This is a genomic window from Microbacterium sp. UBA837 (genome assembly GCF_002296025.1).
In the GTDB taxonomy this organism is placed as follows: domain Bacteria; phylum Actinomycetota; class Actinomycetes; order Actinomycetales; family Microbacteriaceae; genus Microbacterium.
This window is the reverse complement of sequence record NZ_DBHD01000158.1, coordinates 1-23541: the sequence shown is the minus strand read 5'-3', so window position 1 is coordinate 23541 and position 23541 is coordinate 1. Positions and strand designations below refer to the sequence as shown.

The following is a 23541-nucleotide window of genomic DNA, read 5'->3' as shown; positions in this document are numbered from 1 at the left end:
GCCCCTGAATCCGCCCGCCCGAGGAATGAGGACTCCGCATGAGCAAAACAGCTAGCGCACGACCCGCAGCCCCCCGAACGGATGCCGACCGCGCGGTCGTCATCGGGGCCGGCATCGCCGGCCTGGCAACAGCGGCACTCCTGGCTCGCGAGGGCTGGGCGGTAAGCCTGTTCGAGGCCCGCGATCAGGTCGGAGGCCGCGCCGGCGTCTGGGAGGCTGACGGATTCCGCTTCGACACCGGGCCCAGCTGGTACCTCATGCCCGAAGTGTTCGACCACTTCTTCCGGCTGATGGGCACGACCACCGCCGAACAGCTCAACCTCGTGCGCCTTGACCCGGCCTACCGCGTCTACAGCGAGCCGCCGGCCGGCACCGCAAGCGATCCGATCGACATCCGCTCGGATCGGGAGCTTTCCACCCAGCTGTTCGAGAGCATCGAACCGGGTGCGGGCGCTGCCCTTGCCGAGTACCTCGACTCGGCGAAGGATGCCTACGATTTGGCGGTCACCCGGTTTCTGTACGACACGTATGAGACGACGGCGGGTCTTCGCGACCCGGCGCTGCTGCGCCGCGTGCCGCAGCTCGCTCCGCTCTTGACCACGACGCTTTCGCGTCACGTCGAACGCCGCTTCAGCGATAAGCGCCTCCAGCAGGTCCTCGGGTATCCCGCAGTGTTCCTCGGCGGGTCTCCGTACGGAGTGCCGAGCCTTTATCACCTCATGAGCCACCTCGACCTCGCGGACGGCGTGCTCTACCCGCAGGGAGGGCTCTATGAGGTCATCCGTGCCGTCGAGCGAGTCGCGCGAGGGGCAGGCGTGTCCATCGAAACGGGTGCCGAGGTCACCTCGATCGTCACGACGCCCACCGCAGGCGGACGCGCGCAGGCGACCGGAATCACGCTTGCCGATGGACGCCGCGTGGATGCCGACCTCGTCGTCTCGTCGGCAGATCTGCACTTCACGGAAACCCAGCTGCTTCCCGAGCCGCTCCGCACCTACCCCGAGCAGTGGTGGGAGAAGCGCACTCCCAGTCCCGGTGCACTCCTCCTGCTGTTGGGAGTCGAGGGCGACCTTCCGCAGCTCGCCCACCACACGCTGTTGTTCACCGAAGACTGGCGCTCGAATTTCGATGACATCTTCGGGGAGCACACCCGCATCCCCGACCCGGCATCGATCTACGTCTGCAAGCCCTCCGCGACCGACCCGACAGTCGCCCCCGAGGGCAGCGAGAACCTCTTCGTCCTGGTTCCCATTCCCGCGGACCCGAGCCTCGGACACGGCGGTGTCGACCGCGGGGGTTCGCCGCGGATCGAAGCCGCCGCCGATCGTGTCATCGCACAGATCTCCCAGTGGTGCAACATCCCCGATCTTGCCGAACGGATCACGGTCCGGCGCACTATCGCACCGGGCGACTTCGAACACGACTTCCACGCGTGGCGCGGTAACGCGTTGGGCCTTGCCCACACTCTGCGCCAGAGTGCGGTCTTCCGCCCGCGGAATGCATCCAAGAAGGTCGACTCCCTCGCTTACGCCGGGGCCTCGGCCCTGCCGGGGATCGGGCTGCCGATGTGTTTGATCTCAGCCGAGCTCGTCGTCAAGCGCCTCCGCGGTGACCGCTCCCCCGGGCCGATCGCTGAGCCGGCGGCTGTCTGAGATGCCGGGTCTGTATCTCCTGGCGATCCTGGTTTCTGCGGCGGGGATTGCGGTGATCGACGCGCGATGGCGGCTGGCAGCCTTCGCGGCGCCGGTACGGACGCTCGCGGCCGTCGGGATCGGAGTGATGTTCTTCCTCGCGTGGGATGCCGTCGGCATCCTCACCCGCGCGTTCATCAAGGGCGACAGCGGCCTGTTCATCGGGATTGATCTCGCACCCGAGCTTCCCCTGGAAGAGCCGTTCTTCCTCGCGTTCCTGTGTTACCTCGGGCTCGTGATCTATGCCGGTGCGCTCCGCTTTATCGACTCCCGCGCCACGCGGTCGAGCAAGGACAGGGCGGTGAACGAGCGATGACGTACGCACTCATCATCATTCCGTTCGCGCTGTTCACTCTTGTGGTGACGCTGCTGTCGGCGACCCAGCCCGGCATGAAACGGCGGATGCTGGCATCGACGATCAGCGCTGCTGTCCTCGTGGTCCTTACCGCAATCTTCGACAACGTGATCATCTCTGCCGGGCTGGTCGCCTATCCCGAGGGCACCTCGAGCGGCATCCGCATCGGGGTCGCACCGATCGAGGACTTCTCGTACGCGATCTGCGCCGCGTACCTCGTGCCTGCCGTCTACGTCCTGTTGCCCAAGGCTCGCGCGGGGGTCGACCGTGAACACCGCTGAACCGGCGCTCGGGCCCGGCAGAGTGATCCGCGAGCTCTTCGTCTCGTCGCGGCCGGTGAGCTGGATCAACACGGCCTATCCCTTCGCGGCGGCCTACCTCCTCACGACCCGCCAGGTCGACGCGACGTTCGTCATCGGCACCCTGTTCTTCCTCATCCCCTACAACCTGGCGATGTACGGGATCAACGACGTCTTCGACTACGAATCGGACCTTCGCAATCCACGCAAGGGCGGCGCGCACGGGGCAGTCCTCGATCGGCGGATGCACCCCATAACCCTGTGGGCTGCTGGGCTCTCGTGCGCCCCGTTCGTGGTCTACCTGGCCATCGTCGGGTCACCGCTGTCGTGGGTGATCCTCACGCTGAGCCTGTTCTTCGTGGTGTTCTACAGCGCTCCACCGCTGCGCCTGAAGGAGCGACCCTTCGCCGACTCGATCACCAGCAGCATCCACTTCTTCTCGCCCGCCGTCTACGGTCTCGTGCTCGCCGGAGCTACCTGGACGTGGCAGCTCGGACTCATCATCGTGGCTTTCGGCCTGTGGGGAGTCGCCTCACACGCCTTCGGTGCAGTGCAAGATGTCGTCGCCGATCGGGAGGCGGGGATTTCGTCGATCGCCACAGCCCGAGGTGCGCGATGGACGGTCTGGTTCGCTCTCGTCTGCTACGCCCTGTCGGGACTGGTCACGCTCGGCACGGCCTGGCCCGGCCCGCTGGCAGCGATCGCAGCAATCCCTTACCTCGTCGCAGTGTGGCCCTACCGGTCGATCCGTGACGCCGACGCCGAACGCGCAACCATCGGATGGCGCCGATTCCTGTGGATCAACCAGTTCGCCGGCTTCGTAGTGACGCTGCTGCTGATCTGGTGGTGGATTCTCACCGCCTGAGCGGGGCTTACTGCCCGCCCAGGGCGATGAGCTGCTCCACTGCCGCCGTCAGCCGGGCGTCAGCCTCGGCGAACGCCGTCAGATCGCCGGCCTTCAGCGCCGCATCCCGGTCCAGCATCGCCTGCTGGGCCTCCTGCAGCGCTGCCTGGTAGGCGTCGGTCGGCTCGGTCGGCGTGCTGGGCGTCGTTTCAGTCGGCGTCGGCTCGGGCGTCGGCTGCGTTGTGGCGCCCGGTGTGGGCGTCACGTCGCTGTCGCCGCCGGTGGCACCGGCGTCACCGCCGAACAGGGCATCGAGAGCCTCAGACAGGGTGTCTTCGAACGCGATGTCGTTACCGAACGAGACGAGAACCTTCTGCAGGGTCGGAAGCTTTGTCGCTCCCGAGGACTGCACGAACACCGGCTGGACGTAGAGCAAACCGCCACCCACTGGCAGGGTGAGCAGGTTACCGTTCAGGACGTCGGACTGCCCCTGCTTCAGCAGGTTGATCTGCGACGAAACCAGCGGATCGGCGTTGAACGTGTTCTGCACCTGACCGGGGCCCGGAACTGTCGTGTCTGCAGAGATCACGAGCATCCGCAGCTTGCCGTAATCGTCTCGCGCGGTGCCGGCTTCATCCCCGGCGTTCGAGTCGACCGCGAGGTACCCCATGAGCACGTTTCTGGCGTTCCCGGCCTCTGACGAGGGAATGAACGTCGTGAACATCGAGTACGTCGGCGAGGTCTGGCCGGGCATCTGCATCGTCAGGTAGTAGGGCGGCTGCAGCTCGGAGTCGTTCTGCGGGTCGTTCGGCGTCTCCCACGCGTTGTCGCGCTGGTAGAACGACTGCGCATCACCCACGTGGTACACCCCGAGGATCGCGCGCTGCACCTTGAACAGATCGGTCGGGTACCGCACGTGGCTCATGAGATCGGCCGACATGTCGGAGATCGGCTTGAGCGTCGACGGGTAGACCTTCTGCCACGTCTGCAGCACCGGGTCTGTCTCGTCCCAGGCGTACAGCGTCACCTTTCCGTCATAGGCATCGACGGTGGCCTTCACCGAGTTCCGGATGTAGTTGATGTTGTCCAGGCCGAACCGCTGCTGAGCGGTGTTCGAGTCCGAGATCGCTTCCTGCAGACTCACCGTCGACGAGTACGGGTAGTTCGCACTGCGCGTGTAGCCGTCGATGATCCACACGATGCGACCATCGACGACGCTCGGGTACGGATCGGAGTCCAGCTGCAGATACGGCGCAACCTTCTGAACCCGCATCGCCGGGTCCCTGTCGTACAGGATCTGCGACTCCTCGTTGATGTCGTCGGAGAAGAGGATCTGCTCGGACTGGAACTTCAGCGCATAGATCAGGCGATTGAAGACGCTCCCCACACTCGGGCCGCCGTCACCTTCGAACGTCGTCTTGACGTCGCCAGAGCCTTCCGACGAGCCGGTCGGGTAGTCAAGCTCAATCGGCGCCGTCCCTTCGGGGGCACCCACGATCGAGTACTGCGGCGACATCTCACCGAAGTAGACGCGCGGCTCGAAGTCTTCCTGGTTGGAGAGGAAACCCGAGGCGGGGATGCCGCGCTCGAGGAAGACCGGCTCGCCCTCGGTGGTGCGGTCGTTGCCCTTGGCGACGACGAGCCCGTAACCGTGGGTGTAAATGAGGCTGGTGTTCTGCCAGGTCTGCGCCGCGGCATCCAGCTGATCCACGTCCAGTTCGCGCACCGAGACGACAGTGTCTTGCGACTGGCCGTCGATCTCGTACCGGTCGACGTCGAGCGGATTGTGGAACTGGTAGTACGCGCGGTACTGCTCGAGCTGTCGCACGGTCGGCGGGATGATGGCGGGATCCATGATCCGGATCTGCGCCGTCGTGGCGGCATCCGAACGCAACTGTCCGGCTTCGGCGTCAGTTGCCGCCGAGAACTCCATCTGCTCGAGACCACTGACACCGTACGCGGCCTTCGTGGCGTCGATGTTGTACTGGTAGTACTGCGCCTCGTAATTGATCTTGTTCGGGGTCACCTGGAACGTGTTGACCACCCAGGGATAGCCGACACCGACAACGACGGTGGCGACCACGAGCACCGCGGTGGCCACCAGCGGATAGCGCCACCGGCCGATGATGGCTGTCACGAAGAAGAGGATCGCGACGACGATCGCACTGATCGCGAGGATCGACAGACCCGGGATGACGGCGTTGGCGCTGGTATACGCGGGGCCGGTAATGCGGTCATCGTTCTGCACCATCAGCAGGTAGCGATCCAGCCACAGGCTCACGCCCTGCACCAAGACGTAGAGTCCCGCGATCACGGCGATCTGAATGCGGGCGGACTTCGAGATGCGCAGCTCGCGCTGCCCGACCCGGACGGCACCGTAGAGGTAGGACACGACGACGGTGACGAGCAGGCTCACCAGCAGGACCGCCGAAACGAAGCCCAGCAGCGCGCTGTAGAACGGCATCGCGAACATGTAGAAGCCGGTGTCGAGATTGAAGATCGGATCCGTCACGTCGGTAGTGACGCCGTTGAGCCACAACCACGTCGTCTGCCATTGCGTGGAAGCGGCGAAACCAGCGAAGAACCCGAAGAAGACAGGGATACCCCACATCGCCAGGCGACGCAGCGGCTCGACGACCTCCTGGTAGCGATCCAGCTGCGAACTCAATCGCACGTATACCGGTCGCAACCGGTAGGCCAGCTGAATGGTGACCCACAGCGGAACGGCCATCCCGAGGAAACCGACGACGAACATGATCACGCGGGCCACCCACTGGGTGAGCAAGACTTCCTGGAATCCGAGCTGGTCGTACCACAGCCAGTCTGCGTAGAGGCTCGCAAAGATGAAGAAGCCGACGACGAGCGCGGCGATGATCGCGAGCGATATGGCGAGGATGCGGCGGGACGGCGAAGGCGTGGCCCTGTTCGGCGCTGAGGTCGTGGTCACCGTTTCATCCTAGGCGGCCGCTTCTGAGCGATCGCCGTACAGATGCCCTGATCCTGTTCGCTCTCAGCGACCCCGCCGACCGGTTCCCCGACTCACTGGCACGTCGGAAGCTGCGACAGGTCCCCGTCCGAGCTGATCGCGTCGAGGACGCTGAGCGCGTCATCGAGGGTCGCCACCGAGAAAACCTGCAGGTCACCGGGAATCTCATCGACGACCTCCGGACAGTTGGCAGCCGGAGCGAGGAAGTAGTCGGCATCGGCGCGCAACGCCCCCCACATCTTCTGTTGGATGCCGGCGATCGGTCCAACGGTCCCGTCAGCGGTGATCGTGCCGGTGCCCGCAATGTTCTGGCCGCCGTTGAGGTTTCCCGGCGTCAGCATGTCCATGATCCCGAGCGCGAACATCATCCCGGCGCTCGGGCCACCGACGTTGTTCAGCTGGATCGTCACGTCGATCGGGAAGTCGTAATCGGTGATGAGCGTGATCCCGATGATCCACACTGTCTCGTCGTTGACCGTGGTTGCAGCCGGCGTGACCTCGACCGTCAGTGGTTCACCATCCCTCAGGATGTCCAGGCTCAGCGGCGCCCCGCCGTCCTGCTGCACCTGCTCGCGCAAGGCAGCGGCGTCAGTCACGGGCTCACCGTCGGCGCGCAGCACGACATCGCCCTCTTCCAGGATGCCGTCCGCTGCAGCATCCTCGCCGACCGAGACGACAGTGACCTGCGTGCCGATGTCGTAGCCGAGCTCGGTCAGTGCCGCAGCCGTGGCTTCCTCTTGGGAGTCGACCATGAGAGCGGCTGATTGCTCGCTGCGCTGCTCGCTGGTTTGGCCCTCGGGAAAGACAGCCTCGATCGGGACGACGGCGCGGGAGGGGTCGAACCACGCAACAGCAAGGTCGAACCATGACGGCCGACGCTCCCGGCTTCCCGCGATCTGCACGGTCAGCAGGTCCAGGGCGCCGGAGGTCGGGTACGTCTCGGCTCCCGAGATCTCGATGAGCGGAACCTCTTCGCCGTCGCTCGTGCTGACGGTGCCGAGCGTGTTGTACACCGGACCGGGAAGCTCGATGACGTAGTCGGTGGGCAGGAACGACATCGCCAGCAGGGCCAGCAGCGCGACTACCAGCGCCCACAGTCCCACCCGCGTCCGGCGACTGATGGGTGCCCGCCGGGCAGGCGTCACCGATACGTTCTCGTCGAACAGCGCCACGTCATCCTCTCGGCCGTCGTTCGCGACCGGCGTAAGGCGATTCAGGTGGGGCCCGCGGGTGCGATCATTCGTGCGACTAGCGTAGATGCCATCCTCAAGAACCGGCTGAAAGGCGGCACCCGTGGCTGACGACGACCGGAACCCCGACGACGACCTTCCCGAGCTCTTCCGGCAGCTGTTCGGTCAGGCCGGCATGGGCGGCGACCAACTCGCCGAACTGCAGAAGATGGGGTTCGACCCCGCGATGATCCAGCGGGCCATGCAGCAATTGCAGGGCGCGATGGCCTCGGCCGGCGAGGGCGGGATCTCGTGGGATGCCGCGACCACGCAGGCGCTGCACATCGCGAACAAGGACGGCGCGGGCATCACAGCTGCCGACCGGTCGGCAGCCGACGATGCCTTCACCCTGGCATCCCTCTGGCTCGGCGAAGCGACGACGATCTCCGATCTCCCGGGTCCGGGAGTGACCATGACTCGCGGCGGATGGGTGGAAGCCACCCTGCCGGTGTGGCAGGAGCTGGCTGAGCCGGTAGCCACGAGCATCGCGGATGCCTTCACTGCGGCGCTGCAAGAGCAGTCCCCTCCCGAGATGCAGCAGATGATCGCCGGCGCGGGTCGCGTGATGCGCACGATCGGTGGTTCTCTGTTCGCCGCGCAGCTGGGGACCGTGGTCGGGAACCTTTCGACCGAGGTCGTCAGCGGCGGCGATGTCGGCATTCCGCTCCTGCCCGACGGTCAGGCCGCGGTGGTGCCCCAGAACTACGCTCAGCTCGCGAAGGATCTCGAGATCCCCGACGACCAGTTCGCGCTCTACATCGCCACCCGTGAGCTCGCGCACGCGCGGTTGTTCCGCCACGCCCGGTGGCTGCGACTGCACGTGCTCTCACAGGTATCGGACTTCGCGCGCGGCGTGCGCGTCGACACGGAGGCGCTCGAAGACCTCGCTGGCCGGTTCGACCCGCAGCACCCCGAGGAGCTGCGCGAGGCGCTGGAGAGCGGGGCGTTGCTGCCGGAGCGGTCCGAGTCGCAGCAGGCTGCCCTTGCGCGCCTGGAGACGATGCTGGCGACGATCGAGGGTTGGGTTGACGTCGTGACCGCGCAGGCCACGACGCGTCTTCCGGCTGCCGATCGTATCGCCGAGACCGTGCGACGCCGCCGTGCCGTGGGCGGTCCGGCCGAGCAGGCCCTCGGGACTCTGGTGGGACTCGAGCTCCGCCCCCGCCGCATCCGTGAAGCCGCCAGCATGTGGCGCGCGATCACGGATGCCGTCGGCATCGAGGCGCGAGACGGACTGTGGGACTCGCCCGACCTGGTTCCGACGGCAGCCGACATCGACGACCCGAGCGCCCTGATTACGCGGCTCGAGGCACGCGCGCGCGGTGAGGAGCCCACCCCCGACGAGTTCGACGACGCGCTGGCACGGCTGCTCTCCGGCGAAGACGGCAGCGGGTCCGCGGCGGACGAGAACTCCGATGAGGGCGGTCCGGCAGACGACGGTCCCGACGAGCGACCCGTCTGAGCCTGCGCCGCTCCTCCCCAGCGGCGCTGCCAGACGCGCGCGGAGATTTCTGTGGACAGCGACACCGCCGTGGCGAGCTCAGCCCAGACAATCGGGGAATGCTGCGCATCGACCCCGCCTATCCGCCGCTGTGGCGCACGCCGACGATGCTCCAGTTCGGAAGGAGCGATCGCGCACGGCTGGACGAGCCGGCGCTGTGGCAACTCCAGGTGATCCGCGAGCTGGGCAAGGGCATACCGGAGGTCGGAGTGAGCGCGCTCGCCCGATCCCTCGGGGTCGCGGCCGCCGATGTCGACACACTGCTCGATCGCTTGAGCTCGGTCATCGTGAGCACCGGCACCGCCCAGCGCGTCGGGGTGGAGCTCGCCGATGATCCGGCTGCCCAGTACGGGCCGCAGATCCGCGACGGACTGCAGGACCTCGGAATCGACGCGGCGCTCGGCACCTCGCGGGAGCAGGATGCCGTCGTGATGGTAGCTGCGCACGGCCTGCATCCTCGGCGAGCCGCCGCCTGGATGCGCGAGGACATCCCGCATGTCGCGATCGTGCTGGGTGCTGGAGAGGCAGAGGTCGGCCCGCTCGTTCTGCCGGGCCAGAGCGCGTGCCTGGGCTGTGTGTCAGCTCACGAACGAGACCGAGATCCTGCGTGGCCGCTGGTGGCTGCGCAGCTGATCGGACGCGGCGATCCGGCGGGCCCGGCAACGCTCGCCGCCGAGGCGACGCTCCACACGGGCAGGATGCTGCTGGCAGGTCGCAGCGGGCTCAGTCTGCGGCTGACGCTTGCTGCCGACGCCGAGCACCGGCTGTGGGAGCAGCATCCCGAGTGCTCGTGCGAATCTCCTGGAGAAATCGTGACGGTGAACGCCCCCGTGAGCCGGCCGGCCACGAGAGCGAGAGCGATCGCCGTGCCCGCGTGATGCCGACGTAGGCAAGGCGTCGCTCCTCGTCGATCTGATCGAAGTGGGTAGCGTATGCGATCGGTAGCAATCCTTCGGCAAGACCGACCAGGTACACGTGGTCCCATTCCAGGCCCTTCGCGGCGTGCAGGGTCGCGAGGGTTACGGCGCGAAGGGTGGGCTCGTCCTGTGCCCGGGCTCGGGACATCAGGTCGTCGGTGAAGGAGCGCATGGTAGTTCCGGCTGGCGCCTCTTCAGCCAGACGCAGGATCGCTGTGCGCGCCTCCCATGATTCGCGCACGGCGCCGCCCGCGGGGGGCGCCTCGTCGGTCATGCCCAGTGAGCGGAGGATGTCACGGACTGCGTCGACGAAACCTCTCTCCAGCGGAGCCACTGAGGCGCCGCGTAACGCCAGCACAGCCTGGCGCACCTCTGGGAGGTCGAAGAACCGCCGACCTCCCAGCACCGTCGTGGCGATCCCCGCGTCTGCCAGCGCCGCCGCGAGCTCCGCTGACTGCGCTCCGGTTCGATAGAGGACGGCGATGGATGCCGGGTCGGCGCCCGCCCGGAGCCGATCGGCGATACGGCCAGCCACGCCGCGCGCTTCGTCGGCCTCGTCGCGATACGCAGACACGGTCGGCGGCGATGGCGGTACTGTTTCCGCCGCCGCGGCAGTCAGGTGCACGGCCCCCGGGCGTTCTCGCATCAGCTCGTTCGCGACGGCCAGGACCGCGGCATCCGACCGATAGTTGCGATGCAGTTCGACGACGCGGGCACCCTCCCAGCGCCGCGGGAAATCGATGAGAAACCGCGGGTCCGCGCCCGCGAACGAATAGATGGTCTGGCTCGCGTCGCCGACCACGCAGAGATCGCGTCTGTCCCCTACCCACAGTTCGAGCAGGTGCTGTTGGAGAGGAGACACGTCCTGATACTCGTCGACGGTGAAGTGCCGGTACTGCTCCCGGACGGCGGCTACCACGTGAGCCTCGGTCTCGAGCATCCCGGCGCACGCGAGGAGCACGTCCTCGAAATCCATCTGTCGACGCTCGTCCTTGAGCGCCTCGTAGGCGCGGTGAAGCTCAACTGCCGTCGAGGCCGGCAGTCTCCCAACGGTGCCTCCCGCGCGGACGCGCGCGTAGTCGTCGATCGTGCGCAACGTGACCTTGCGCCACTCGATGTCGGCGGCGACGTCGCGCAGCGTCGGTGTGTCGAGCTCCAGCCCGATGCCATCGGCGGCGTGCGCGAGAACCCGCACCTTGTTGTCGATGATCGCCGGTGGCCGGTCGCCGGCGAGGGTAGGCCAGAAATAGTTGAGCTGGGCCAGCGCCGCGCTATGGAAGGTGCGGGCGGCCACCCCGTCGACACCGAGCGTCCGCAGTCTGCCCCGCAACTCACCGGCGGCCTTGCTGGTGAAGGTGAGCGCCATGACACGACCCGGCGAATAGGCGCCGGTGTCGACGCCGTGCGCGATCCGCCGGGTGATCACCCGGGTCTTACCGGTACCAGCTCCGGCGAGCACGCATACCGGCCCCCGCAGCGCCGTCACCGCCTCGCGCTGCTGCTCGTCTAGACCGTCGAGCGCGTTCACTGCTGCGCCGATCGGTACCACTGCTCGATGAGGGCCCGCGCGATGGAACTGGGCCCGGGAAGCTGCACATCAGACTCCCCGGCCAAGGCTGCGCCGATCTCGGCCCGATCAAACCAGCGGACCTCGACGATCTCCTCCCCATCGGCAACGGGGATCTCGGTGCTGGTCACCGCGCTGAAGCCCACCATGAGAGAGCGCGGATAGGGCCACGCTTGCGACGCCACGTACGTCATGTCCTCAATATGAACGCCGGCCTCCTCGAGAATCTCGCGCGTGACCGTGGCCTCGAGAGACTCGCCGGCCTCGACGAACCCGGCAAAGCACGAAAACCTCCCCATCCCCCAGGCCACGTGGGATCCGAGCAACAGCCGGGTTCCAGCGGGATCAGTCACAGCGACGATCACGGCGGGGTCGGTGCGGGGAAAGAGATCCTGTTCACAGAAGGAGCACCGCCTCGACCACCCGCCGGACTGCAGAGCGCTCAGCGAGCCGCAGCGGGGGCAATGGGCAGAGTCCAATAACCAGCGCCCGAGGCTCACCGCCGCCACGAAAGCTCCGCCGTCGGCGTCGCCGAGCTCTCCGCCGATGACCCGCAGCGGCGCCCACGAAACCCCGTCATCGAGGCTTGCCGGAACCTCGCGGAGGGCGAGAACCCAGCGGTCCGTGCCGTCGGGTCCGGCGCCGAGGAAGCCGTACTCGCCGTCGGCTTCTGCCAGCGCGGGGTCGGTGCTCGGCCACCAGTGCAAGGCGGTGCCGGATCCGGCCTCAGCTGTCACCGGAGCGCTGTCGCGGTGCACCGGAAGCACGAGGGCGGCGTCATCCGGCGCGGATCCGATCGTCGTTCTGCGGTGCTCAGCACGGTCGAAACCGCTCCGGGCCAGCGGCGGGACGGCGGAGGAGCGCATGGGAACGAGGACCTCCCTCAAGGGCGTGGCGCGACGGCTGCGGCGCTTGCCAGACCTACCCTGGGCACATGGCGCGCACCCTGTTCACTCTAGCCGCGGCGGTCTCAGCCGTCGCGCCGGATGCCGACATCGTCGCCGTCGCCCCGCTGACCGAGAACTCGACGGGTCGCGTGGATGCCGTGCAGGCGACGCTCGACACCGGGGCTCAGGTCGTCATCCGTGTGGCAACGGACCCGGAGGCGGGCGACGACCTCCGCGCCGACGCGAGGGCCTTGCGCGCGCTCACGCCCGGCGTGCGCGCGTTGCTGCCGTACTCGGCACCGGAGCTGCTCGGCGAAGTGCCCCTGGCAGATGACACGGCCGTGATCACGAGCTTCATCGCCGGCTACCGCGTCGACCCTGGCGAGGTACCCGCCGGCCCGGGCGTGGCTCCGGCACTTGCCGAAGCTCTGGCCGCAACGCATGCCCTCCCCGTGTCCTGGGCTCGCGAGGCGGGACTGGTGGTCCGGTCTGCGGAGCAGGTCAGAGACGAAGCGTCGCGTCTTGTCGACCGGGCAGAGCACACCAAACGGATGCCGCGCGCTCTCGTGTCGCGGTGGCGTCGCGCAATCGCCGACGATGACCTTTGGCGCTTCGAACCGACAGTGGTCTTGGGCGGCGCTTCCTCCTCGAGTTTCTTTCTGGACGACCACGGCGGGGTTCCCACCGTGGTCGGCGTCGTCGATTGGCACGCCGTTGCGGTCGGCGACCCGGCAGTAGACCTGCAATGGCTGGCTTCGGCACCCGCCGCCGCAGGCGATGTCCTGAACGCATACGTCGCCGCGAGCAGCCGAGCCCCCGACGGGCTGCTGCGGTCCCGAGCTCGACTGCACGCCGAGCTCGAGTTCGCGGCCTGGCTGGTGCACGGTCACGACGCTGACGATCGCTCGATCGTTGCCGACGCCGAAGCGCTGCTCTCGTCGCTCGCGGACACGGTGGGCGCCGACGATCTGGTCGTTCGTACGTCCTCGGGCATGGACGATGCCATGGCGGTACTGGGGAGCGTGCCCGATACCTCTGCTGCGCTCGCTGATGCCGATGCGCAGCCGGCGGACACCTCGATGCACACAGACGCCTACGACCCTGAAGAGTTGGCGATGTGGCTCCCCGCCCAGGACGATGGTCAGCTCGACGAGTCGTCTGATACACCCGAGGCAGAAGACGACTCTCCCGCTGCTGATGACGAGGCAGTGCCTGCACCGGAGAGCGAGGGCGAGAGTGCCGCCGCCTCCGAGCTCGTCACGGCCCCCATCATCCTTCCTGCATCGACTTCTCCGGCACTGTTCACGTCCGAGGACGGTTCTGACGCGGACGAGCCCGCGCGAGCCGCTCGCGCGGCGTTCCAGAGGTGGGCAAGCTCCGGTTCGGAGTAAACCCGGTCGGAGCGGATCGTGAGGTCGTCGGCGACGTAGTAGAGCACGACATCGATGTCTTCCAGGGGCACGCCAGAGCGCTTATGATACGCGAGGCGATACAGCGCGAGCTGCAGCATCCGATTGCTCCGATCGGCCGCCGTTCGCGGCGGGGCCCCGGTCTTCCAGTCGACGATCTCGATCCTTCCGCCCCGATCCTCGCGTCGGTAGACGGCATCGAGCTTGCAGATGATCTGCTCCACACCCGCCGCGCCGCGCAAGGACATATCGATCTCGGTTTCGACCTCGATCGGAGCGAGCTCGGCCCATTCAGATCGCAGGAACGCCTCCTGCAGTTGCCGCAGGGCGGCGTCCTCCGACTCTCCCGTCGCGGCCCCTGCATCCCCGCCGAGGTCTACGCCCTCGTCGTCGCTGAGGTCGAGCTCCCACAGCGCATCATCCAGGGATGATCCGCGGCCGGTCCGGCCCGACCGGGACTCGACCCACGCGTGGAAGCGTGTCCCGAGGGTCGTCGCGCGGTAAGGCCGCTCGGGCATGGGGCGGACGAACTCGTCGAGCGCCGCGCCGGTGTCGACGACGAAGTCCTTGAATCGTGAGGCAGCAACCCGGCGGGGGCCGTCGCCGACGGCACGGCGCAGCGCGGCACGCTCGTCGCGTTCTGCCAGCAGCTGCACGATCTCGGGATCGATGTCCGGCTCGACGGGCGGCTCTGTCTGCCACCGATCCAGAATGTGTCGCACCTGCCGCGCCGCGCGATGAACCCGGTCGGCGCGTGTCCCGAGCGGGTCCATGGGCCAGATCACGGCGGGTCCACGGCGGTCCTCATAGGGATTCGCACTGTCGTCAGTCGAGCCGGTGGATTCCCACCCCAGGGCAGCACCGATCTCGTCGAGGAAGACGCTGGGCGCGCGCTGGTCGCGCTGCCCTCCCCACCGCGAACCGGTCAACAGCAGGTCGCTGCGCGCCCGGGTGACCGCCACGTAGGCGAGCCGCCGCTCTTCACCGGCGAGGTGCTCTTTGACGGATGCCTTGAACTGCGTGATCGCGCTCCGTAGCGCCTTGCGGTCGGTCGCTTCCTCCCACGCAAGCACCGGAAGCGCCGCCCGGTCACCGCGGAACCGGTAGGGCAACGTGCCATACCCCATCCAGCCCTGCGTCGACCGAGGCCTTGCCGGCAGTTCGTCCTGCACCATCCGCACAACCGCGACGGCGTCCCACTCCAGCCCCTTGGCTCCGTGGATGGTGAGCAGCTGAACGACGCCCGGTTCGGGTGGCTCGGTCCGCGGCATGAGCTCGTCTGTCTCTTCGGCGTGGTCCAGCCAAGCGAGCAGGCTCGACAGCGACCCACGCTCGTCGACGGCGAGGAACCCCTGGATCTCGTCGAGGAACGATCGCAGCTGCGCGGCGGCGAGACCTGCCGGGCCTCGGGTTTCGTTGGCCGCGAGCTCGATATCGAGCAGCAGTTCGCGCTCGATTGCTCGGATGACTTCGGGTATGGGACCTCCGAGCACCCCGCGCAAGCGGTGGAACATGCCGGACGCGCCCCGAAGCCGCTCGACGCCGTCAGGACTGAAATCCGAGAGCAGTCCGCTGTCGGGTCGCAGCGAACGGATCCTGTCGAGCGCGTCGACGATCGATGGCTGCTCGTCGGGTCCGACCGAATCCCGCATCCGTGCCAGAACCTCCGGTGCCAGCGGAGTGAGGTCGGCCCCGCGCCGCGCGAGGGTGTCGGCAAGCCGGCGCAGCGCCGCAAGGTCCGACAGCCCGACCCCGAAGCGCGGACCCGAGAGGATGCGGATCAGCGCGGATCCTTGGCGCGGGTCATCGAGCACGCGGAGGACGGCGACGACATCGACGACCTCGGGGGTCGAAAGCAGTCCACCGAGTCCCAGGATGCGGTGAGGGATCCCCCGCTCGGCAAGCGCGTCAGCGAAGACCGTCATATGGCGCTTGGTGCGGAAGAGAATCGCACCCGAATGCGCAGCGCCGCCGCCGTGCGCCGACTCATGCTCAGAACGCAACCGCGCGAAGAAAGCGGCGACCTCTGCAGCTTCGTCATCAATCGTGTTCGCGTACACGTGCCCCACGTGACCGGCGGGGGCCCCCGGCCTGGACTCGAGGGGCGGGATGTGAATGCCGCGAGCGCCGTGGTCGGCAATAAGCGCGTTGGCGGCATCCAGAATGAGGGAGTCATTGCGCCAACTGGTCATGAGTGCCACGTGCGTGCAGGCGCTGGTGCGGGCGAAGGCTGCAGGGAAGGACGCGAGGTTGTCTGCGCTGGCGCCTCGCCATCCATAGATCGACTGATGCGGGTCGCCTACCGCCATGACCGCACCGTCGGCGAACAGCTCGGCCAGGAGTTGGGTCTGCTGGACCGAGGTGTCTTGATATTCATCGAGCAGCACCACCCGGTACTGACCGCGAACCTCGTCGGCGACCGATGGTGCGGCCGTCACGATCTGGAGCGCGCCCGATACCTGGTCTGCGAAGTCCACGGTTCCCTGGGCAGCCTTTGCCCGCGTGTAGTCGCGAACGAGCTCGGCAAGAAGCGGAAGCGCGCTCATCGCGGTGTGGAACTTCTCGATGTCGCCGGGGGATGCCAGCGCCGGGTTGCAGGCAGGTTCGATGCTGCGCGCGAGGCGGTCGCCGAACGCCGAGAGCTCGTCGAGGTCGACGCCATGGTCCAAGACCTCGCCGGCGAGGCGCTGCAGGCTGTCGACGACAGTTCCGAACCGGTCCTCGCGGTGTGCGAGCCGAGGATCGCGCGAGGAGATCACGATCCGCCGCGCAAGCAGCCAGGATGCTGACGGGCTCAGCAGCGCCGCATCAGGGTCGCGTCCGATCCTGGCGCTGTGCTCGCGCACGAGCGAGTCGGCGAACGCGTTGTAGGTCGATACGCGCGGGCGCAGGAGTAGATGCTCCGCATCGGTTTGGGCAATCGCCTCGATCCGGCCCTCGCGGGTCAGGGCATCGATGCGGGCGAGGCGCCGGTCGATCCGCTCGGCAAGCTCGCCGGCGGCCTTACGCGTGAAGGTCAGACCCAGGATCTCGTCGCGGCGGACGATGCCGTTGACGACGAGCCACACGACCCGTGCCGCCATCGTCTCGGTCTTGCCGCTGCCGGCCCCCGCCACCACCAGGACAGGAGACAGCGGCGCCTCGATGACGCGCTGCTGCGGCTCGGTGGGCGCGGGCAGCTCGAGAAGGTCGGCGATCTGCAGCGACGACAACCGCGCCACGGGAAGCGGGCCGCCCGATCCAGGTCCAGTCACGGCGCGCTCACCGGTTTGACCGTATGCAGCCGGCACACCGCGAAGTGATCATCGTTGCAATGAACGTCGGGGTATGCCGTGAAGCTGTGGGCAGCCATCGCCTCGGCATCCGCGACGATGCGCTCAAGCAGCGCGGACCGGGTGTCGGCATCTAGCGGCATCTGTTGCGCCATCCGGTAATCCGTACCCTTGAGAGTCTTCGAGAGCACCAGCAGGCGGGCCCCCACGAGCTGCCCCTGCTCAGCGCCGGGTACCGCTCCCGCTCCCACCGCGAGTTGATACGCCGCCAGCTGCGCATCAGTGGCCACCTTGTCATCGGACACGCGGGCCTCGGATCTCCCCGTCTTCAAATCGATCACGGCAACCCGTGGGTCGGCGTTCTCCACCCACCGCTCGACCCGATCGATCGACCCACTGATGATCGCCACAGTGCCGGCCGGGGGCGATCCGGGCGCGGTGATCGCAACGACGTTCGGGCCGTCGCTACCGGCGACGATCGCGATGCGAAAACGCGCTTCGGCGCCGGCCACCTCTCCCCCGCGGGCGGCGAACTCGCGCAGGTAGCTCGCCAGCCGGCGCGTGAGGGTCGTGGCCCACTGGCGTTCCTGCTTGGAAAGCCAGTCAGCTTCGAAGTCGAGCTCACCCCATCGCTCTTCGACGATGGCATCGAGCAGCTCGAACGTTCCGTCGGGAGCCGTCTCCATTGCGGCGTGCAAGATCGTCCCGAGGCCCGCCGAGAAGGTGCGGGAATCGCCGCCGAGCTCGCGGATCGCCCAGTCCAGCCCGCACTCCTCGAAAGCCTCTACGCGCGACGGCGAGATCGACACCGGCGCGCGATGCAAATCGTGGATGCCGCCCTCACCCGTGCGCTCTCTCACGCCGTACCACGAGGCCGGATCGGCGCCCGGCACGCCCGCCCGAGCGAGCGCGGCAAGCTGCGTGGCGGCGTGCTCGGCAACAGCGGGGTCTGCCGTCTCGGTAAGTTTTCTGCGGTAACCGGCAACGGCGCCGCGCAGCGTGAGCGGATGCCGGTCCGAGCGACGTGGCGGCGGCTCGGGGAGATAGGAGAACAGCGCACTGGGCGACTGATCCTCGTCGTCAACGGCCGTAACGAGGAGGCGCGTACCGGCCCGCGTCAGCGCACGCTCGAACAACCGCAGCTCCTCGTGCAAGACGCTCCGTCGGCGATCGAGAACATCGAGGGCGACGGGGGTCCCACCGTGGCGCCATGCTTCAGCCTCGTCTGCCAGCCGCCAGCCATCGAGGAGGCTCCCGCGCAGCCGCGTGTTCGGCCAGACGCCCTCCTGGACACCGGCGATCACGACCGCCTCGAACTCGCGACCCAGCGACCCCGCCGGGGTGAGAATCTCGACCACATCGCGACGCTGCGCCGCCGCGAGAGAGTCCTCCGGCACCTCACTGCCAAGGATGTCGGCAAGGAAGCGGGCCGGATCCTCATCCTCACGCTCAGCCGATCGCTTGGCTGCGGCGAAGAGGGCGACCAAGGCATCCAGAGATCGAGTGGCCTCCGCCCCCTCCGCCCCACCCAGGCGCGCCCGCTCCCGCCACGCACCAGCCAACTGCGACCTGTCCCACGCCAGCCAGAGCAGCTCGTGGGCGGAGTCGCCATGGGCTGCGCCGGCATGGATCTGCGCGAGCGTCTGCGCGAGCCGATAAGCAGTTCGCGCCTGTGGCGTGTCTATCAGCAGCAGCGCCGCCGGTTCAGCCATCGCCTCGGTGAGCAGCTCCGAGGCCGCACGTCGGGTCTCCCCCTCGAACTCCTGCGTCCGCAGCACGGCGCGCAGACGGCGCAGTCCGATCGCATCGAGGCCGCCAAAGGGCGAAGTCAGCGCCGCCGCCAGCTCCTCCGCGGGGCGCTCGACGGCCGGCATCATCCCCAGGCGCACCAGGTGCAGCAAGCCCCGCACCGCGGGCTCTTCCCCGAGCGGTCTTGCCGCACTGGCTGCGCGCGTCGGAACCTCGCGCGCAGCCAGCTCAGCCGTCAGCCTTGCGACCTGGCGCGTGTCATGCGCAATGACGGCGATCTCGCGCCACGGCAGGCCCTCGGCGACGTGCCAGGAGCGCAGCGTCCGCGCAATCTCGTCGAGCTCTTCGTGCGGCGACGCTGCCCACATCGTCGTGATCTCGCCGGCTCCGCCCGAGGCGACGGGTTCAGCAGCCGGCTCGACCGGGGCAGGTTCGGCATCCGGAGCAAGGCGGTGCTCTACCGCGCCCGCGGTTCCGATCGATCCGGCGACAGTGCGGGCAACCCGCACGAGGGCGGGACGGGCGCGGTACGGATGCCGCAGCACGAACCGATCGGTGAACATCGATGCCAGCCGTGCGAAGGTTTCGGGACCGGCACCGCGGAATGCGCCGGAGCCGACGTCGGGATCCCCGAACGCGAGCACGGCGATTCCCCGCACGCGCGCAGCTTCCAGGAGCGCCACCGCACCCCAGCTGAGCTCCTGCGCATCATCGACCATGAGGAGGCTCGGCATCGTGGTGACACCACCGAGCAGCAACGCCTCGGTGGCTTCACGGAGCACCTCGGCGGGGTCGCGATGGGCTGGGTGCAGCCGGTCGAGCACGTATCGATACTCACGCCAGAACGAGCCAGCCGCTGACCACACCGGGTTGGCGCGGTCGGCTCCCAGGCGTTCGAGGTCTTGCGGCGCGAGCCCCAGTTCGGTGGCGAGCGCGAACAGAGCTCGAAGCTCCGACCGAAACCCCCGGGACCGTCGCACCGCCGTGCCCAAAGACTCGGGCCACCGGGATGCCCCCTCAGCGGCATCCGCTTCGTCGCCCTCCAGAAGATCGGCGATGACGGCATCCTGATCGGGAGCGGTGAGAAGCTGCGGAAGCGGATCGCCCGCCGTGACGGCGCGTGATCGCACGATCTGGAAGGCGAACGACGCGACCGAGCGCGCCAAGGGTCCCGGGGTCGCGATATCCAGGTCGGCGGTGACCCGGTCGCGCAGGTCGGTCGCGGTCTGGCGCGTGGGCGTCAGGATCAGCACGTCATCGGCGCGAACATCGCCAGCGCGCAAGAGGCGGGCCGTTCGCGCGAGGATCGCCGATGTCTTGCCCGTGCCTGCTGCGCCAACCACCAGCCCGCTCGCATCTGCGGGCAGCGCGACGACCTGTGCCTGCGAGCGATCCATACCGACGACGCTACCCAGCCCCGAGGACATCACGGTGTCGTAGAGTTGCCATGCACCTACGACACCCGTCGCACGGGGCATGAGAAAGGCAGGAACGTGGAGATTCGCATCGGCATCACGAATTCGGGTCGCGAGCTGAACTTCGAGACGAACGATTCTGCCGCTGACGTGCGCCAGTCCGTCGCCCAGGCGCTGGACTCCGGCGCCACTCACGTCACCTTCACCGATGTGCGCGGCAACGCCTACATCGTCCCCACGGCAGGACTGGCCTACGTCGAGGTCGGCACCGAAGAGGCTCGCCGCGTCGGGTTCGTCGCCTGAGCTTCACCGCGCGGACTACGCGGCAAGTCCGAGGTCGTCCATCCGTCGGGAGTGCGCTGCCATGAGTTGCGTGAACACCGGCTCGACCTTCTGCTCGTCCTGCAGCTGAAGGTGCTTGGGTCGAAGGGCTGCGCGCGCAACCAGGAGCGTGTCGCCCACCAGGCGCCGACCCCACATCGCCAGCAGTGATCGCCATTCATCGTCACTGTCGATCGTCTCGGTGAGAATTTCGACGACGGCCTGGCGATCGGCATCCGCACCGAGGATGCGCGCCACACGACGACCGGTGTCTCCGTAGCTGGCAGCCAGCGCAAGGTAGAAGTCATCGAGCATGCCGGCGATGATGTGCACCGAGAGCATCGTCTCTTGCGGACGCACGCCGTGGGTGGCGCGGCGGAAATGATCGAGCGGTTCCCGGAAGGGCAGCATCAGCGCCGTCGGGTCGTCTCCGCGATCACGGATGACGCCAACGAGAGCCTCGTGCTTGGTCAGCGCCGCGCCCGCAGCCCGCGACAGCGCTTCCTTCTTCTCGAGCGACGGCGTCATAGCGATGAGTTCACTCAGCGTCTCGAAGAACCCGAGCTGCAGATAGGCGGCCTGCCCGAGGAAGACATCGATGTCGGGGGCGAGCTCTTCGAAATCAACGCGGTGGGCGTCGCCGAAATCGCCCCGGGACCGCAACGACAGCGTCGCGGCCAGCGGACGGCTCTTGCGCCAGAACTTCCAGTCGACCACGCACACAGCCTAGGGCCAGCATGGGCCGACCCGCCGAGCGAGGCCGCTCCGAGGGGTCATCCAGCGCCCGCCGGTAGACTGGGGCGGTCTCCGGCGTAGGCCCGGAGCCCCGCGCCTGCGGCTGAGTGAAGGGCGTGGATCCGACACCAGCGGCAGCACAGGCTGCCAGACAGGCTTCTATCGTGACGACTTTCGCCGATCTCGGCGTGGATCAAGACATCGTCGATGCGCTCGCCGAGCGCGGCATCGTGGATGCGTTTCCGATCCAGGAACAGACCATTCCGCTGGGCCTTCCCGGCCAGGACATCATCGGCCAGGCGAAGACCGGAACCGGCAAGACCTTCGGATTCGGCATCCCTGTGGTGCAGCGCCTCGGGCTCCATCCCGAGCCCGGCGTGAAGGCGCTGATCGTCGTCCCCACCCGCGAACTTGCGGTTCAGGTCTACGAAGACATCGACATGCTGACCAAGAACCGGCCGACCTCGGTCGTCGCCATCTACGGCGGAAAGGCCTACGAGGGTCAGATCGAGCAGCTCAAGGCCGGCGCGCAGATCGTCGTCGGTACCCCGGGTCGACTCATCGACCTGGCAGGCCAGCGCCTCCTGGATCTCTCGAACGCGACCGAGGTCGTGCTCGACGAAGCCGACAAGATGCTCGACCTCGGGTTCCTTCCCGACATCGAGAAGATCTTCCAGCGCGTTCCCGCCGTTCGCCATACACAGCTGTTCTCGGCGACGATGCCCGGGCAGATCGTGACCCTCGCGCGCCGGTTCATGAGCAACCCGATCCACATCCGGGCAAGCGACCCGGATGAGGGACTCACGCAGGCCAACATCCGGCACCTGGTCTACCGCGCCCATTCGCTTGACAAGGACGAGGTCATCGCCCGCATCCTGCAGGCCGAGGGGCGCGGCAAGACGGTGATCTTCACGCGGACCAAGCGAGCGGCGCAGAAGCTCGTCGACGAGCTGCAAGACCGCGGCTTCTCAGCCGCCTCCGTGCACGGCGACATGAGCCAGGAAGCGCGCGAGCGCTCGATGGCAGCGTTCAAGGCCGGCAAGAAGGATGTGCTGATCGCCACGGATGTCGCGGCGCGCGGCATCGACGTCGACGACGTGACACACGTGATCAACCACACCATCCCGGATGACGAGAAAACGTACCTGCACCGGGCAGGTCGTACCGGGCGCGCTGGGCGCACCGGTATCGCCGTGACCTTCGTCGACTGGGATGACCTGCACAAGTGGGCCCTGATCAACCGCGCGCTGGAGTTCGGTCAGCCGGAGCCGATCGAGACGTATTCGTCGAGCCCTCACCTGTACACCGATCTCGACATCCCCGAGGGGACGAAGGGTCGCATCGTGACAGCGCCGCGCACCGAGACCGTCTCCACGGCGGAGGGCGGGTCGTCGAACGGACGGTCCGGGTCGCGTCGGCGTCGCTCGCGCGGCGGCTCGTCGGGCTCAAGCGGATCGCAGGGCTCGTCGGGAACGCCGCCGCGCACAGCCGACGGTGCCGGCACGCACGACGGTGGGGGCGCCGAGCACCGCGACGGCACGACGACGCCGCGCCGTCGCCGCCGGCGCCGCGGCCCGCGCCCCGACGCAGCCTGATCTCCGCGTGATCGCGCGGGCGTTGCTCTCGAAACGGGGCACCCGACAGCGCTAAGGTGATGGCTGCGGCATCGCGCCGCACAAACCCCGAAAGGCTGTCATGCGATTTCTTGAAGCTGTGACGACGGGATACGAGTACCAGGGATTCTGGGGCTCGTTCTGGGACATCATCTGGTGGTTCCTGTGGATCTTCGTCTTCGTTGCATACCTGTTCGTGTTGTTCGCGATCATCGGCGACCTCTTCCGTGACCACAAGCTGAACGGTTGGTGGAAGGCCGTCTGGATCATCTTCCTGCTCTTCCTGCCCTTCATCACGGCGCTGGTCTACCTGATCGCCCGCGGACGCGGCATGGGCGAGCGTTCGATGAAGGAGGCCGAGCAGATCAAGCAGGCCCAGGATGCCTACATCCAGTCGGTCGCCGGTAGCGGGGCAAAGCACAGCCCGGCCGAGGAGATCGCCCGCGCCAAGTCGCTTCTGGACGCCGGCACCATCTCGCAGGCCGAGTACGACCAGCTGAAGGCCAAGGCCCTCGGCTGATCCGACGCTCACGCGAAGCGCCCCCGTCTCTTCTCGAGGCGGGGGCGCTTCGCTGTTCGCAGGGGTCGGGGTCGGCATCCGAACCTCGCAGAATCGCGCGAACCTCGCAGGATTCTGGCCCGAAAGTGCGGAGTTGTCACGATTCTGCGAAGGTGGTGGACCGCGGGCTCACAGGCACGCCCGGCTCAGGGGTAGACGGGAGCACTCCCTCGCCCGGCGGCGAGGATGCGC

The 23541-nt window shown here is 67.7% G+C and carries 15 protein-coding genes and 1 pseudogene; 9 read left to right on the top strand and 7 right to left on the bottom strand.

Features of this window, described 5'->3' with window-relative positions:
* Positions 1-38 precede the first annotated feature (38 nt).
* The 4 genes from crtI to B3587_RS11580 are packed head-to-tail and all read left to right on the top strand — an operon-like array spanning position 39 to position 3210.
* Positions 39-1652, top strand: a complete 1614-nt coding sequence (crtI, locus tag B3587_RS11595; protein ID WP_292728803.1) for a phytoene desaturase family protein — start codon at positions 39-41, stop codon at positions 1650-1652.
* 1 nt (position 1653) lies between these two features.
* Positions 1654-2007 carry a lycopene cyclase domain-containing protein gene (locus B3587_RS11590; protein WP_228177126.1) on the top strand — a complete coding sequence of 118 codons (354 nt, stop codon included), beginning with the start codon at positions 1654-1656 and terminating at the stop codon, positions 2005-2007.
* Entirely contained in the window at positions 2004-2327 is a 324-nt protein-coding gene (locus B3587_RS11585; protein ID WP_228177125.1) for a lycopene cyclase domain-containing protein, read from the top strand. Before B3587_RS11590 ends, B3587_RS11585 begins: the two co-directional genes overlap by 4 nt.
* Positions 2314-3210 carry a prenyltransferase gene (locus B3587_RS11580; RefSeq protein WP_292728797.1) on the top strand — a complete coding sequence of 299 codons (897 nt, stop codon included), beginning with the start codon at positions 2314-2316 and terminating at the stop codon, positions 3208-3210. Before B3587_RS11585 ends, B3587_RS11580 begins: the two co-directional genes overlap by 14 nt.
* A 7-nt stretch (positions 3211-3217) precedes the next feature.
* Here B3587_RS11580 and B3587_RS11575 read toward each other — a convergent pair whose 3' ends face one another.
* Positions 3218-6136: a UPF0182 family protein gene (locus B3587_RS11575; RefSeq protein WP_292728794.1), complete on the bottom strand. Its 2919-nt coding sequence runs from the start codon at positions 6134-6136 to the stop codon at positions 3218-3220.
* 92 nt (positions 6137-6228) lie between these two features.
* Positions 6229-7347, bottom strand: coding sequence for a YlbL family protein (locus tag B3587_RS11570; protein ID WP_292728791.1), 1119 nt, complete (start codon positions 7345-7347; stop codon positions 6229-6231).
* A 121-nt stretch (positions 7348-7468) separates the two neighbouring features.
* Between B3587_RS11570 and B3587_RS11565 the strand changes: the two genes are divergently transcribed.
* The gene (locus tag B3587_RS11565) at positions 7469-8866 is read left to right on the top strand and encodes a zinc-dependent metalloprotease (protein ID WP_228177121.1); all 1398 of its coding nucleotides are present in this window, start codon (positions 7469-7471) and stop codon (positions 8864-8866) included.
* Between the two features lie 762 nt (positions 8867-9628).
* On the opposite strand, the gene B3587_RS11560 is transcribed toward B3587_RS11565, so the two are convergent.
* The gene (locus B3587_RS11560) at positions 9629-11371 is read right to left on the bottom strand and encodes an ATP-dependent helicase (protein WP_292728789.1); all 1743 of its coding nucleotides are present in this window, start codon (positions 11369-11371) and stop codon (positions 9629-9631) included.
* Positions 11347-12255, bottom strand: a complete 909-nt coding sequence (gene nudC, locus B3587_RS11555) for an NAD(+) diphosphatase (protein WP_228177119.1) — start codon at positions 12253-12255, stop codon at positions 11347-11349. The genes B3587_RS11560 and nudC overlap by 25 nt, the downstream gene beginning before the upstream one ends.
* Positions 12256-12323: 68 nt before the next feature.
* On the opposite strand from nudC, the pseudogene B3587_RS11550 reads away from it, so the two are divergent.
* Positions 12324-13073 (top strand): annotated as a pseudogene (locus tag B3587_RS11550) (phosphotransferase); the annotation flags it as partial.
* A 344-nt stretch (positions 13074-13417) separates the two neighbouring features.
* Here B3587_RS11550 and B3587_RS11545 read toward each other — a convergent pair.
* Positions 13418-16939 carry an ATP-dependent DNA helicase gene (locus B3587_RS11545; protein ID WP_292728784.1) on the bottom strand — a complete coding sequence of 1174 codons (3522 nt, stop codon included), beginning with the start codon at positions 16937-16939 and terminating at the stop codon, positions 13418-13420.
* On the bottom strand, positions 16936-20103 hold the full coding sequence (locus tag B3587_RS11540; RefSeq protein WP_292728782.1) for an ATP-dependent helicase: 3168 nt from the start codon (positions 20101-20103) through the stop codon (positions 16936-16938). Before B3587_RS11540 ends, B3587_RS11545 begins: the two co-directional genes overlap by 4 nt.
* Before the next feature lie 96 nt (positions 20104-20199).
* Between B3587_RS11540 and B3587_RS11535 the strand changes: the two genes are divergently transcribed.
* The gene (locus tag B3587_RS11535; protein ID WP_195691794.1) at positions 20200-20424 is read left to right on the top strand and encodes a DUF3107 domain-containing protein; all 225 of its coding nucleotides are present in this window, start codon (positions 20200-20202) and stop codon (positions 20422-20424) included.
* A gap of 15 nt (positions 20425-20439) precedes the next feature.
* Here B3587_RS11535 and B3587_RS11530 read toward each other — a convergent pair whose 3' ends face one another.
* Positions 20440-21159 carry a ferritin-like fold-containing protein gene (locus B3587_RS11530; protein ID WP_228177116.1) on the bottom strand — a complete coding sequence of 240 codons (720 nt, stop codon included), beginning with the start codon at positions 21157-21159 and terminating at the stop codon, positions 20440-20442.
* Positions 21160-21341: 182 nt separating this feature from the next.
* Here B3587_RS11530 and B3587_RS11525 point away from each other — a divergent pair, with 182 nt between their 5' ends.
* Together B3587_RS11525 and B3587_RS11520 are read left to right on the top strand one after the other, a co-directional pair.
* Positions 21342-22772 (top strand): DEAD/DEAH box helicase, encoded by a 1431-nt coding sequence (locus B3587_RS11525; RefSeq protein ID WP_228177115.1) that lies wholly within the window; start codon positions 21342-21344, stop codon positions 22770-22772.
* A 100-nt stretch (positions 22773-22872) separates the two neighbouring features.
* Complete coding sequence (locus tag B3587_RS11520) at positions 22873-23310, top strand: SHOCT domain-containing protein (RefSeq protein WP_228177114.1); 438 nt, start codon at positions 22873-22875, stop codon at positions 23308-23310.
* Positions 23311-23541: the final 231 nt, after the last annotated feature.